We start from the raw sequence: 13,958 nt of genomic DNA, 5'->3' as shown, positions 1-13,958 counted from the left end.
GTCGGCCTCACTGCGGCATCGTGTCGTGTTTTTTCCAAGGCTGCGCCTGCTGCTTGTTGCGCAGGGCGGCAAAGGCGCGCGCGATGCGACGCCGCGAGGAATGGGGCATGATCACCTCGTCGATGAATCCGCGTTCGGCGGCGACGAAGGGGTTGGCGAAGCGGGATTCATAATCCGCCGTTCGCTGGGCGATCTTGTCCGGGTCGCCCAGTTCGGAGCGGTAGATGATCTCCGTCGCGCCTTTCGCCCCCATGACCGCGATTTCGGCGGTCGGCCAGGCATAGTTGATGTCCGCGCCGATATGCTTCGACGCCATGACGTCATAGGCGCCGCCATAGGCCTTGCGGGTGATCAGCGTCACCATCGGCACCGTCGCCTGACTATAGGCGAACAACAGTTTCGCGCCGTGTTTGATGACGCCGCCATATTCCTGGCTGGTGCCGGGCAGGAAGCCGGGCACGTCGACCAGGGTCAGGATCGGGATATTGAACGCGTCGCAGAACCGCACGAAACGCGCGGCCTTGCGGGAGGAATCGATATCCAGGCACCCGGCCAGCACCATCGGCTGGTTGGCGACGACGCCCACGGTCTGGCCTTCGATACGGATGAAGCCGGTGATGATATTGCGGGCGAAGGCTTCCTGGATTTCGCAGAAGTCGCCCTCGTCGGCGATGGCCAGCACCAGTTCCTTCATGTCGTAAGGCTTGTTGGAACTGTCCGGGATCAGCGTATCCAGGCGCATTTCGATCCGCGACGGATCGTCGTGGAAGGGGCGCGTCGGCGGCTTTTCCCGGTTGTTCAGCGGCAGGAAGTCGAACAGGCGTCGGATTTCCTCCAAGGCTTCGACATCATTGTCGAAAGCGCCGTCGGCGACGGAGGATTTCTGTGTATGCGTGCGTGCGCCGCCCAGTTCTTCCGCCGTCACGACCTCGTTCGTGACCGTCTTCACCACATCCGGGCCGGTCACGAACATGTAGGAACTGTCCCGCACCATGAAGATAAAATCGGTCATGGCCGGGGAATAGACCGCGCCGCCCGCGCAGGGCCCCATGATCACCGAAATCTGCGGAATGACGCCGGATGCATCGACATTGCGTTTGAAGACGTTGGCGTATCCGGCAAGGGAGGCGACGCCTTCCTGAATGCGCGCGCCGCCGGAATCGTTCAGGCCGATCACGGGGGCGCCGTTCTTCACGGCCATATCCATGACCTTGCAGATCTTTTCGGCATGGGTTTCCGACAGCGACCCGCCGAGGACCGTGAAGTCCTGGGAGAAGACATAGACCATGCGCCCGTTGATCGTGCCCCAGCCCGTAACGACGCCGTCGCCTGCGACCTTCTGATCGGCCATGCCGAAATCGGTCGCGCGGTGGGTGACATACATGTCGTATTCTTCGAACGACCCTTCATCCAACAGGATTTCCAGGCGTTCGCGGGCGGTCAGCTTGCCCTTGCCGTGTTGCGCGTCGATCCGCTTTTGGCCGCCGCCCATCCAGGCTTCTTCGCGGCGGGCCTCCAGTTGTTCCAGTATCTCGCGCATCAGGCGTCTCCCTTCACAGTCAGCAATCGCCAGACGGCAGGTACGGCGAGGGCGGCCAGCGCGGCCTTCACCACATCGCCGAGGATGAAGGGATACAGGCCGTATTCCAGCACGGGCTTGTCGAAGCCGATCAGCACGCCGAGCCACAAGAGACCGGGGATATAAAGAACCGCCCCGGCCAGCAGCGCCGTCGCAAGGGTCGCCAGGATATTCCGGTCCCAACCGCGCAGGGCCGCCCAGCCGCTGATCAGAATGGCGGGGACATATCCGACCAGATAGCCGCCCGTCGGTCCGGCCATATAGGCGAGGCCGATGCCTTTTTCCGGGGTGCCGGAAAAGACGGGATACCCAGCCGCGCCCAGGCCCAGATAGACGACCAGGGCAGCCACTCCGCGAACGGGGCCGAGGGCGAGGCCAATCCCGATCACTGCTAGGGTCTGCAATGTCATCGGTACAGGATAAAACGGTACGGAGGTCTTGGCGGTCAGGATCAGCAAGGTGACGGCGGTCACGATCGCAACCGTGTCGATCGCGTATTTCGGCATGTCGCGCCGGTCGGCGATGGCCTGGAACAATGTCATATCGGGTCTCCCGCAAAAGTATCCGGTTCCGCGTAGCCTGTGCCGGGAAAAACATAAATGGTTGAACGGGTGTGAATGCATGATGTATAAATTTGCAAATTAATTTTTGCGAATTTGCGAATGTCTCTGCCAAAGCTCTATCTCGGTCGGAAAATCCGCGACCTGCGTCAGTCCGTCGATATGACGCAGCAGAAATTCGCGGAACGTCTGGGTATTTCCGCCAGCTACCTCAATCAGATCGAAAACAACCAACGTCCTGTTTCCGCGTCTGTCCTGCTGGCGCTGGCGGACCGTTTCCAGATCGATCTGGCGGAATTCTCGCAAGGTGACGGCGACCGGCTGATGTCGGCCTTGTCGGAGGCCCTGGCCGACCCACTGTTTGACGGCTACAGCGCGAACCTTCAGGAAATGAAACTGATCGTCCAGAACGCACCGGATCTGGCGCGAGCGCTGATCACCTGTCATCAGGCCTATCGGCGCAGCAGCGAACAACTGGCCAGCCTGGACGATACGGTTGGGCATCGCATGTCCGCCGCCGAACCGACGGTTTATGAGGAGGTGCGCGACTTCTTTCACTTCGTTGATAACTATATCCATGAATTGGACACGGCGGCGGAAGCCTTGGCCGCGAAGATCGGCCTGACGGAAGGCGAGAGTGCCGCTGCCCTGGCGCGTCATTTGGAAACTGCCCACGGGATCAGGCTTGCCCGCGCGTCGGACCCGATGCTGATCCGGCGTTACGATCCGTCGGCGGAGCTTTTATACCTGAATGCCTATCTTCCCGCCGCGACCCGGTCCTTCCAGACCGCTTTCCAGATCGCGGAATTGGAAACCGCCGCGATCGTCGATCGGATCGCCGCCGGGGCGGGGTTCCGGTCCCCTGGTGCGACGGAAATCTGTCGGGTCGGTCTTTTCAATTACTTCGCGGGCGCCCTGATGCTGCCGTATCAGACCTTTCTGGGGGCGGCGAAGGAGCTACGCCACGATCTGGAGCTTCTCTCCGCCCGCTTCGGCGCCAGTATCGAACAGGTTGCCCACAGGCTCAGCACGCTGCAACGGCCGGGGGCAAAGGGCATTCCCGTCTTTTTCGCGCGGATCGACCGGGCGGGGAACATCACCAAACGACACAGTGCCGCGAAATTGCAATTCGCCCGTTTCGGCGGGGCCTGTCCCCTATGGAATGTGCATCAGGCATTCGAATCGACCGGGCAGTTCATCCGGCAATTGGCGGAAACGCCGGACGGTGTCCGATACCTGTCGGTCGCGACGGAATTGACGAAGGCGGGCGGCGGCTTCAACGCCCCGCATCGACGCTATGCCATCGCGGTCGGGTGCGAGGTCACCTATGCGGGCGATTTCGTCTATGCCGACGGGTTGGATCTCACCAGCCGGTCCGCCTATGACCCGATCGGGATTTCCTGTCGGATTTGCGAACGCCCGGCCTGTCCGCAACGGTCGGTGCCTCCGTTGAAGGCGGGGCTGACGGTCGACGTCAACAGCCGGACCATCCTGCCTTATTCGTTTTCCTAATCCTAATCGCGGTTCCGAAGTCCGGCTGTCGCTTGTTGGATCGCGGAAATCAGCTTATCGCGCTGCGCCGACAGTTCCGCCGTGGTCGATCCTTGCGTTTCCGCCGCGACCCCCTTGGTCATCAGATCGGCGGCGTCCTGGTCCATATGCAAAACGCCCAGATCGTCCCACCAGCGATTGAAGCTGGGCGTGTAGCGGCGGCAGAATTCTTCCAGCCCGCCTTCGCCCGCGCCCAGATGGAACAGCAGTGTCGGTCCCATCGCGGCCCAGCGCAGGCCGGGTCCCGCCCAGACCGCGGTATCGACATCTTCGACACTCGCCACGCCTTCCTTCACCAAATGGATCGCTTCCCGCCAGATTGCGGCTTGCAGGCGGTTGGCGACATGGCCGGGGACTTCCTTATGCACCCGGATCGTCACCTTGCCGACGGATTTGTAGAACCGTTCAGCGGCTTCCACGACGCCGTCGCCGGTTCGTGCATTGCCCATCACCTCCACAAGCGGGATCAGATGCGGCGGGTTGAAGGGGTGGCCCAGGACGAAACGCGACGGATCGCGCCATCCGGCCTGCATTTCCGACAGGGTCAGACCGGAAGCGGAGGAGGCAACCACGGCGTCGGCGTCCAAGGCGTCTTCAATTGCCGCGAACAGGTTGTGCTTGATGGCGATCTGTTCCGGGACGCTTTCCTGAATGAACTTGGCCCCGGCAATGGCTTCGGCGGGCGTCTTGTGGAAACTCACGGCATCCGGGTCGCCGCCTTGGACCAGTCCCAAGTCGTCCAGGGTCGGCCATGCCGCGTCGATATAGGCACGAACCGTTGCTTCCGCGCGATCCGAAGGGTCATAGACCGCGACACTGCGACCGGAGGCCAGGAACAGGGCGGTCCAACTGGCCCCGATAACGCCCGCGCCGAGGCAGGCCGTATGTGCGAAATCCGTCATCAGAACAATCCCGGTTGCAGGGGGGATACTGCCGTCAGTCCCCCGTCGATGGTGAAGCATTGGCCTGAAACGTAGGCCGACTCGGCCCCGGCAAGCCAGCTTACGGTATTGGCGATGTCGTCCGGCGTGCCGAAACGACCGACGGGGATGCGCGCCAGGGCATCCTGTTTCGCGGCCGCCGGGTCCCGGGCCAGCGCGAAGGCGTCGTCCACCATCGCGGTCATGATCCATCCGGGCAGGATTGCATTGCATCGGACCGTCGGGCCGTGATCCGCGGCGATGGATCGGGTCAAGCCATGGACGAAGGCCTTTGACGCGTTATACAGCGCCATGGATGGGTCGGAGACAGTACCGGAAATCGACCCGATATTGACGATCGACCCGCCCATATCGGTCATGCCCGGCAGAACCGCCCGGCACATATTGAAAACGCCCCGGCAATTGACGCCGATGACGAGGTCCCAATCGTCGTCCGTGCTGTCGGTCACGGTCTTTTCGACCTGTACGCCCGCATTGTTGACCAGCAGCGTGACCGGGCCTTTCTCCGCCGCCGCGCTTGCCACCATTGCGGCCTGTGCCGGAATCGATACATCCGCGGCAACCCAATCGACCGCAACCGGCAGATCGTCCGGGCGGTCGCCCCGGCCGCAGGTCAAAACCGAATAGCCGTCCCGGACAAGGCGGTCGACGATGGCGCGCCCGATGCCGCGCCCGCCGCCGGTCACAATCGCGATTTTCGTCATTTTCGTTTCATCCCTTCGTATCCACTCTTGCATCGGGGTTAGAACCGCATCTGCTGAACCTGGGCGGATAGTCCGCCGTCCAGCACCCATAATTGACCGGAGGCATACCGGGCCTCATCCGATGCCAACCAGAGGACGAGATTGGCGATATCCTCCGGCTTTCCGCAAGTCCGGGTCGGATGGACATCCTTTACCGGCGCCAACACATTTTCCAGCGACGCGCCGCCTGCACCGGAACCCGCCCCGCCGAAGAAACTGCGCAGCATCGGGGTATCGACATAGCCGGGACAGATCGCGTTGACGCGGATGCCTTCCGGTCCATGATCGCAGGCCATCGCCCGGGTCAGGGCGTGCACGGCACCCTTTGTCGCGCAATAGGCGGCAAGGCCCGGATCGGCGATGAAGCCGTCATAGGAACCGAAATTGACGATGGACGGACCCAAGGGACGGTCCGTTGCCGATTTGCGTAACAGGGGCAGGGCGTATTTTGCGGTCAGGAAGGTGCCGGTCACATTGATCGCGAAAATCCGGTTCCAGTCCTCCAGGCTCGTCTCCTCAATCGTATGTTCGATTTCGATCCCGGCGGCGTTCACCAGGATATCCAGTTTCCCCTGTTCCTGTTCGACGCGGGTCATGGCAGAGATCGCTTGGGATTCCTGGGTCACATCCAGCGGGACGAAATGCGTGCCGTCGTCGTCTTCGCTTTCCAGCGAGCCGCCGGGGGAGATGTCGGCGGCGTAGACCGTCGCCCCCTCCGCAATGAAACGGGCACAGATTGCCCGCCCGATACCACCGCGCCCGCCGGTGACGAACGCGATCTTGCCGCTCAGTCTGGTCATGGAATCTCTCCCGATTTGTTCTTTATCGCCCGACCGCCGCCTCGTAGGCATCCAGAACCAAGCCATGAAAATGGTGCAAGGCATGTTCGGACTGGCCCGACCCGGCGGGGTCGTCGACGATACGGCCCTGGTCGAAGGCGGGGGTGTTCATGCCGCGCTGGACGCTTTCGACCAGATTGATGTCCTCCACCTGCAGGACCTCGTCCAGATATCGGATCGCCTCTTTTTCCATATCGTCCGCGTCTGGGGTTTCCAGAAAGAAATCGTAGGTTTCGAGCGTCCGATCCGGTCCCGCCGGAATGATGTTGAGGACGATCATCGACGACCGGCCCGGATAGCGCATCAGGCAGGTATTCGGCCACAGCCACCAGACCGCATGGGTCCGCACCGTCGCCTTCGACACGTCATAGGCGCTGTTCGTCCCCTGTCCGGCGTCGGCCATATGGCTGGAATAGATGCCGTGGGTCGTCACCTTGTAACTGTCCATGTCGACCAGGGTACAGAAATCCTTATGCGACACGGGGCAGTGATAACATTCCAGGAAATTGTCGACGACGTTCTTCCAATTCGACTTGATGTCGTAGGACAGCCGGTGGCCGAAGGTCAGGTTTCCGATATCCGGCGCCCAGTGCAGAATTTCGGATTCCAGGTCGCCGCTCTGCGCCTTCAATGACGGGGCGGTCGGGTCGAGATTGATGAAAACAAAACCACAGAATTCCTCGACCTGGATTTCGTCCAGGCAGATTTCGTCCGGCGCGAAATCGATCAGATGTTCCGTATGCCGGGCACGGGCCAGGCTGCCGTCCAGCTTGTAGACCCAGGCATGGTAAGGACAGACGATGGTGGATGTGCGTCCTTCCCCGGACAGCAGTTCATGCGCCCGGTGCTTACAGACATTGTAGAAGGCGCGCAGGACACCATCCCTACCGCGAACGACGGCGATGGGCTGTCCGGCGATATAGGCGGTCACATACATGCCGGCATCGCGGAGCTTTTCGATATGGCAGACCCATTGCCATGTCTTCGCGATGATGTGCCGTTGGTCCGCGTCGAACCATTTCGGGTCGATATAAGCTTCTTTCCGCAGCGACAGCGATTGGGACGGATTGGCGTGATAGCCGCGACGGATTGCGTCGATATCCTGCTGGTCCAACATGGCGCTCATCATTGTCTCCCGGATGCCGCATTGTTTGAAGCGAGGGTTCCTCGCCGCGGAAATAATGCCTGGGCGCCCTGACGAAACTATCGCCTATCGGTCGGTAATTGTAACATATCGGTCGCTCTGTAGATGAGGGCTTTGGGGGCTAGGGTGTATCGTGTCGCCCGACCTTGCGATGCATGGGCCATGCCCGGTACTCGAAGGGAATCCGGCCCTGTACCCGGTCGTCGCGCGGCGCCAGCCCGAAGCGGCTTTTATAGGATTTCGAAAAATGCGCCTGACTGTTGAAACCGGCTGCCACGGCGACGGTCGCCAGCGGCATGTCCGTCTGGGTGACGAGACCACGGGCGCGGTCCAACCGGATATCCCGGTAGTAGGTGGCCGGTCCCTTGCCGATTGATTTTTCGAAATGCCGGTCTAGCCGCCGGGGCGAAACGCCCAATTGATCGCTGATATCCGAAATGGTCAGGGGGTCTTCCAAATGCTGTTCCATCAGCTTGATCGCATCCCGCACCAGCGCCGGGGCCGCGCGTCCCAGCGGTTCGATCATGCCGGGATTCTGCTGCGCCCCTTCGGGTCGCAGGTTTTGTTGAAAGACGTACCGCGCGGCCATATTTGCCAGCCTGTCGTCGCAGGCCTGCCGCAGGATATGCAGCGCGAAATCGACGGCCGCGCCGCCGCCGCAACAGGATATCCGCTTGCCGTCGAATACGAACAGGTCTTCCGTCACCTCCGTATCGGGGAACAGCTCGATCATGGCGTCGATATGTTCGTAATGGACCGTCGCCTTCGCGTCTTTCAGCAGCCCCGCCTTCGCCAGCAGGAACGCGCCGGTATCGAGGCCGCCCATGACGCTGCCGCGATGGGCGTGACGGCGCAGGGCGGAAAACATCGCGGCATTGAATTGGCGTTCGGGTGTCCAACTGGACGATACCAGGACCAGATCGAATTTGCGGTCATGATCGGCCAACGGGTCGGTCAGCATCGAGGCGCCGTTCGACGCTGGCACCGGCCCCCCATCCAGAGAGGCGAAATGCCAGTGGAAAATCGCATCGCCGTCCAGATAGTTCGCCGCGCGAAAGGGATCGATAAACCCCATCGTCGCCGCGATGTTAAAATTCGGCGTCAGAATGATCAGAATATCCATCGGCCTGCCCGCATCTAGCCGTTCCTGCTATCAGTGCGGGGAACGATAAATCCATCCGCCCGCCTCACACAATGGTAAGGGGCGAGGGGGATCGATAGGCGCGCGATAACCGACGGTAGGCGTGGCTACGCCACCGAACAAAGGCGCAAGGCGTCGTAGATTGCGGCATGCACATTGCGGGAGGCGAGCGCATCGCCGATCCGATGCAGTTCGTAACCCGGCGCCGACCGCTTTTGCGGTTTCAGATCGCGCAAGGCGTGCAGATCGGTGATCCCATTATTGCCCGAGGCGCCCCGCAGGGACTGGAACAAGTCATTGTCGGGAATGGACCCCATTTCCACCACGACCTGATCGGTGTCGACCGTTTCGGTTTCATGGGTCAATTCGTTCATCAAAACCGCTGCCAACCGGTTTCCGTTTCGGCGGACCTCCACAAGGCGCAGATGGCCGTCGGCCCGCAGCCGGGCTTTTGCCAATTCCTTCTTCCAGCGGGTGGAGTCGGCATAGGTAAGATCTTCGGCGATGCCGCCGTCGATGGTCGTGAAGCGAACCGCCGCGCCGTCCTCCATCGCCATTTGCGCGGCCATCAAGGCGGGGTGCCGGCCAGTGTCATCCCATACCAGAACATCGCCCTTCGCCTGGGCCTGCCGACCGATGATATCCCAGGTGCTCAAAACCAGATCCGCGCCGGGTCCGAATTCCGTCTGCGGGACGCCGCCGGTGGCGAGGATCACCAGATCCGGCGACAGGGCCTCGACATCCGATCCCTCTATGTATCGGTTGCATTCTATCGTCACGTCCAGGCGGTCCAGTTCCGCCAGACGCCAATCGACAATGCCGATAATGTCGCGCCGCCACGATCCGGCGGCGGCAAGCAGTAGCTGTCCGCCGGGGGCCGCGCCCGCCTCGAACACTTGAACGGCGTGACCGCGTTCCGCCAGCACGCGGGCGGCCTCCAACCCTGCCGGTCCGGCGCCGACGACGACAGCCCGGCGTTTGGTTTCCGCTTTCGCTATCCGATGGCCCACGGTCAATTCCCGGCCGGTCGCTGCGTTATGCAGACATTTCGGACGGAAGGGCGACTGACAATGTCCGGCCCCGACGCAGGGGCGGATTCGGTCTTCTTCTCCGCGCATCAGTTTGTCGACCATATGCGGGTCGGCGATATGCGGCCGGGTCAGCCCCGCCATGTCGAGATGCCCTTCGGACACCGCGAACCGGGCGGAGGCGAGGTCGAGGATTCGCGCCGCATGGAAGACCGGCAGGCCGACCGCGCGTTTGAACCGGCCCACGGCGGTGACCCAAGGGGCAATGGGCGATCCCATCACGGGCATGTTTTCTTCCGTCAACGCGCGGGCGGTATCCATGGAGCCGAAGATCGCGTTGAAGAAATCGACCGCGCCTTCGCGTTTCAGGATCAGGGCGGCCTCAATACATTCTTCCGGCGTCAGGACACCGTCGACCCCTTCATCGACGATGAAGCGCATGCCGACCAGGAAATCGTCACGCACGCGGCTGCGGATGGCCTCGTGCACCATCAGCGCGAACCGAAGGCGGTTCTCCAAAGAACCGCCGAAACGGTCGGTGCGCAGGTTGGTCTTCGGGGACAGGAATTGACCGATTATATGACCACCGGACAGGGTTTCGATCCCGTCCAATCCGCCGTCGTCGCAGCGGCGCGCCGCTTCGCCATAGGCTTTCACCACGCGGTCTATGTCGTAATCGTCCATTTCGCGCGGAATGGCACGGTGCAGCGTTTCGCGGATCGGGGACGGGCCGATCGCGGGCAGCCAATCCTGGGCATAGGGATCGCCGCGCCGACCCAGATGGGTGATTTGGCACATCAGGGCCGCGCCCTGCGCGTGCATGCGGTCCGAAAACCGCTGCAAATGCGGAATGATGTCGTCCGTGCCGACATTGAGCTGCTGGAAGATATTCGGGCTGTCTATATCCACATTGGACGATCCGCCGAACATGGACAGCGCCAATCCGCCGCGTGCCTTTTCCTCGTGATAGGCTTGGTAAGCTTCCTGCGGAAAGCCGCCTTCCTGCAGGCCGCAGGCATGAGCGGTGCTCAAAATCCGATTGCGGAGAACGGTCTTCTTGATCGTCAGTGGCTGCAGAAGCGGGTCTTTTGCGCGTTTCGACTGCGTGTCGGTCACCCGAAAACTCTCCCTGAAACTATTTTTTGTACGCGGGGTTTAGAGAACCTTCGACAGGAATTCCTTGGTTCGGGCATCCTGCGGGTCGCCGAATACCTGTTTCGGCGGACCGCTTTCCACGATCAGACCCGCGTCCGTGAAATAGACCCGGTCGCAGACTTCCCGCGCGAAACCCATTTCATGCGTGACCAACACGCAGGTCATGCCCTCGGCGGCCAATTCCTTGATCGTGACCAGCACTTCCTTGACCATTTCCGGGTCCAGGGCGGCCGTGACTTCGTCGAACAGCATGACATCCGGGCGCATGCACAGGCTGCGCGCGATCGCGACGCGTTGCTGCTGTCCGCCCGAAAGCTGCGCCGGATAGGCGTCTTCCTTGCCGCTCAATTGCACTTTGGCCAGCAGGGAGCGGGCGCGTTCTTCGACCTCTCGCTTGTTTTCGTGCAGGACCAGGACCGGCGCCATCATCACGTTCTGCAAAACGGTCCGGTGGGGGAACAGGTTATATTGCTGAAAGACGATGCCGATCTTCCGGCGCAGGGCCAGCTTGTCGAGCTTGTCGTCATGCACTTCCTGGCCTTCGACCTTGACCGAACCGGCGGTGACCGGGGTCAGGCCGTTGATCGTGCGGATCAATGTCGACTTACCGGAACCGGACGGCCCGATAATACAAATCACCTCGCCCTTCATGACATGAAGATCGATGCCCTTTAGGACTTCTAAATGACCGAACGATTTTCGCACATCTTTCAGGGCGATGATCGGCTGGTCCGGTGTCCAGTCGGTTTGGGGAGCCGCGGATCGACTCATGATGCAGTCACTCCTTTTACGACCCAGCGGCGAAACGACGTTCTAGCCGGCGGGTATAGATCGAAATCGGATAGATGAAGACGAAGAAGATCGTCATCAGGAATAGATAGAACGGGATCAGGAATTCGGGCTTGGCCCCAGCGGCTTCCATTGCCGCCTGGGTGTGCCCCAGAGCATCGCCCACGCCCAGAATGGCCGCCATCGGTGTCATCAGCGTCAACAGCGCGTACCAGTTCATCCACGGGGGAAGCATGCGGCGGATGCATTGCGGCAGGATGATGTAGCGCAGCGTCTGATACCGGCTGAAGGCCAGGCTTTCCGCGCTTTCCCACTGGCCGGACGGAATTGACATAACAGCGCCGCGCAGGATTTCCGCCACATTCGCCATGACCGGCAGGGAAAATCCGATCGTCGCCTTGATCCAGTCGGGGATCAACACCTTGTCCCCGCCGGGCAGCGTGATCTGGAACGGGACCAGCAACATGATCGCGAACAGGATCACCAGCCAGGGGGAATTCCGGAACAGATGGGTGAACAGTTTCGCCGGAAGGCGGATCGCCGCGATCGGGCTGATCTGCATGAAACCCAGGACCACCCCGGCGACGGTCGCAATTGCCATGGCCAGGATGCTCATCAACAGATTCAGCCCAAATCCCTCCAGGATGAAGGGTATCCAGACGATCAGGGTGTCCAATGCGCTTACCCGTTCCGTCCCGTCCTGGGCGATCGCCGTCACGGCGGACAGCAGGCACAACACGGCCAGCGCCAGCGGTGCGCGCCACGTAATCTTCGTGATGGTCAGCGGGAACAACGTCTTCATTGGCCGTATCCCGGCAGGGCCAGCCGCTTTTCAAGCAGATGCATCCCCTTGGCGATCATCGCGACCAGAATGATGTAATAGGCGAACAGCAGGATCATCATTTCCGGGACGTTCACATTGTCCGACCAGATGCTGCTCAAGGTATAGGTGATTTCCGGGACCGCGATGACATAGGCCAGCGACGCGGTCTTCGCGAGGCTGATGATGTTGTTGGTCAATGCCGGCAGGCAGAATCGGAAGGCCAGCGGCAAGGTGATGTAGACGAAAATCTTGAAATTGGAGAAACCGAGGGACTCCGCGGCCTCCGTCGTGGTGGACGGCACGGCTTCGATCCCGGATCGGAAGATCTCGACATTATAACTGCCGCCGAAGATGCCGATGGCGATGACGGCCCAGCCGAAGGATCCGATGATCGGTTCGTACCAGCCGCCCATATCGACCTGCGGCGTGATCGCGCCCAGCCCGAAGTAGAAGAACAGCAACTGCACGATGGGCGGCGTGTTGCGGAAGATTTCGATATAGGCCGCGATCAGGAAGCGGATGACGCGGGACTTGGACGTTTGCGCCCCGGCCCCGACGACCCCGATCACCAGAGAGACGGCGATGATACAGGCGATCAGTTCGACCGATATCCACATACCCTCCAGCAGGCGACCCCAGTCATAGGCATCGTAAAAGGGCGAGAAATTCAATCCCGCCGTTTTGTTCAGCCGCTCGAAGAACGGTGCGATCATCTCCAACAAGATAGGCCGGTCCTTCTATACCTCGGTGTCGACGGTCGTGACGCGGGTCACGGTTGGGGTGCCCGCGTCACGATCCAGTCAACGGATCAGTTATTCAAATAGGAATTGTCGTAGGTCAGCTTTTCATGCATTCCGGCCAACCACGGCGACGCTTTCACGCCCCACTTCTTTTCCAGTTCGATAAGGGTGCCGTCCTTGTGCCAGCCATAGGCCATCCCGGCCATGAAGGCACCCCAGATGCCGTCCTTTTCTTCCAGCGGGACAGCGGCGCCCCAAGGGTTGGAGAAGACGGTTTCGACCGGCATTTCGTAACCGTCCCAGTCGCCGCTGGAAATATCGGCGGCGATGGAGGTGTCGTCATATACCCAAGCGACACACTTGCCGGACCGCAACGCTTCCTTGGCTTCGGTATTGCCGTCGAAGGCGATGACCTTGGCGCCGAATTCGACTTCCGCGATCTTGTTGTAGAATACGCCCTGCTTGCCGCAGACCGGTTTCCCCTTGATGTCGTCCCAGGAGGAAATGACCCCTTCCTTCGCCATCAGGGTCGGGCCGGAGGTCCAATAGGCCGGTTCGATGATGCCGACGATTTCCCGGCGGTCGGGGCGGTCGGACATCGCGCCGATCAAAAGGTCGATCTTACCCTGCTGCAGGAATTCCATTCGGTTGGCGGATTTGATGACGACCGGTTCCAGGGTCACGCCCAAACGGTCCGCAACGGTCTGGGCGAGGTCGACCTCGATCCCTTGCAAAGAGCCGTCCGGCGCGCGGAAGGCCCAGGGTTTGAACGCGCCTTGAACGCCGACCCGCAGGACACCGCGATCCAGAACTTCCTTGAAACGATCGTTTTCCGCCGATTGGGCGAACACCGCCCCGGACGTCGCAACCAACAGCGCCGCGGCGCCGATAAGAGTTTTTAACTGTCTCATTCTATTGTCTCCCT

General features: G+C 61.1%; 13 protein-coding genes. 1 reads left to right on the top strand and 12 read right to left on the bottom strand.

The annotated features are described in order from the left end of the window. Window positions 1-7: 7 nt before the first annotated feature. Both HH303_RS03105 and HH303_RS03100 read right to left on the bottom strand, forming a co-directional pair. Complete coding sequence (locus tag HH303_RS03105) at window positions 8-1,540, bottom strand: acyl-CoA carboxylase subunit beta (RefSeq protein WP_169623727.1); 1,533 nt, start codon at window positions 1,538-1,540, stop codon at window positions 8-10. Then, window positions 1,540-2,121, bottom strand: coding sequence for a biotin transporter BioY (locus HH303_RS03100; protein WP_169623726.1), 582 nt, complete (start codon window positions 2,119-2,121; stop codon window positions 1,540-1,542). The genes HH303_RS03105 and HH303_RS03100 overlap by 1 nt, the downstream gene beginning before the upstream one ends. A gap of 120 nt (window positions 2,122-2,241) precedes the next feature. Here HH303_RS03100 and HH303_RS03095 point away from each other — a divergent pair, with 120 nt between their 5' ends. After that, window positions 2,242-3,651, top strand: coding sequence for a helix-turn-helix domain-containing protein (locus tag HH303_RS03095; protein WP_169623725.1), 1,410 nt, complete (start codon window positions 2,242-2,244; stop codon window positions 3,649-3,651). A gap of 2 nt (window positions 3,652-3,653) precedes the next feature. Here HH303_RS03095 and HH303_RS03090 read toward each other — a convergent pair whose 3' ends face one another. From HH303_RS03090 to HH303_RS03045, 10 genes are all read right to left on the bottom strand, one after another. Further along, window positions 3,654-4,592 carry a 3-hydroxyacyl-CoA dehydrogenase NAD-binding domain-containing protein gene (locus HH303_RS03090; RefSeq protein ID WP_169623724.1) on the bottom strand — a complete coding sequence of 313 codons (939 nt, stop codon included), beginning with the start codon at window positions 4,590-4,592 and terminating at the stop codon, window positions 3,654-3,656. Next, the gene (locus tag HH303_RS03085) at window positions 4,592-5,335 is read right to left on the bottom strand and encodes an SDR family NAD(P)-dependent oxidoreductase (protein WP_227421484.1); all 744 of its coding nucleotides are present in this window, start codon (window positions 5,333-5,335) and stop codon (window positions 4,592-4,594) included. Before HH303_RS03085 ends, HH303_RS03090 begins: the two co-directional genes overlap by 1 nt. A 38-nt stretch (window positions 5,336-5,373) precedes the next feature. Continuing rightward, window positions 5,374-6,174: an SDR family NAD(P)-dependent oxidoreductase gene (locus HH303_RS03080; RefSeq protein WP_169623722.1), complete on the bottom strand. Its 801-nt coding sequence runs from the start codon at window positions 6,172-6,174 to the stop codon at window positions 5,374-5,376. Between the two features lie 22 nt (window positions 6,175-6,196). Beyond that, window positions 6,197-7,339 carry an aromatic ring-hydroxylating oxygenase subunit alpha gene (locus HH303_RS03075; RefSeq protein ID WP_169623721.1) on the bottom strand — a complete coding sequence of 381 codons (1,143 nt, stop codon included), beginning with the start codon at window positions 7,337-7,339 and terminating at the stop codon, window positions 6,197-6,199. A gap of 139 nt (window positions 7,340-7,478) precedes the next feature. After that, a complete protein-coding gene (locus HH303_RS03070; protein ID WP_169623720.1) occupies window positions 7,479-8,480 on the bottom strand; it encodes a GlxA family transcriptional regulator in 1,002 nt (333 codons plus the stop codon). Between the two features lie 125 nt (window positions 8,481-8,605). Further along, window positions 8,606-10,642: an oxidoreductase gene (locus tag HH303_RS03065; protein ID WP_169623719.1), complete on the bottom strand. Its 2,037-nt coding sequence runs from the start codon at window positions 10,640-10,642 to the stop codon at window positions 8,606-8,608. 39 nt (window positions 10,643-10,681) lie between these two features. Then, entirely contained in the window at window positions 10,682-11,452 is a 771-nt protein-coding gene (locus HH303_RS03060) for an amino acid ABC transporter ATP-binding protein (RefSeq protein WP_169623718.1), read from the bottom strand. A 16-nt stretch (window positions 11,453-11,468) separates the two neighbouring features. Continuing rightward, on the bottom strand, window positions 11,469-12,272 hold the full coding sequence (locus tag HH303_RS03055) for an amino acid ABC transporter permease (protein WP_169623717.1): 804 nt from the start codon (window positions 12,270-12,272) through the stop codon (window positions 11,469-11,471). Then, window positions 12,269-13,006 (bottom strand): amino acid ABC transporter permease, encoded by a 738-nt coding sequence (locus HH303_RS03050; RefSeq protein WP_227421565.1) that lies wholly within the window; start codon window positions 13,004-13,006, stop codon window positions 12,269-12,271. Before HH303_RS03050 ends, HH303_RS03055 begins: the two co-directional genes overlap by 4 nt. A 95-nt stretch (window positions 13,007-13,101) precedes the next feature. After that, window positions 13,102-13,944 (bottom strand): transporter substrate-binding domain-containing protein, encoded by an 843-nt coding sequence (locus tag HH303_RS03045; protein ID WP_169623715.1) that lies wholly within the window; start codon window positions 13,942-13,944, stop codon window positions 13,102-13,104. Window positions 13,945-13,958: the final 14 nt, after the last annotated feature.

The organism is Pacificispira spongiicola, assembly GCF_012926505.1.
In the GTDB taxonomy this organism is placed as follows: Bacteria; Pseudomonadota; Alphaproteobacteria; order UBA8366; family Aestuariispiraceae; genus Pacificispira; species Pacificispira spongiicola.
Note: the sequence above shows the minus strand (reverse complement) of the source record. Positions and strands in the feature narration are given on the sequence as shown.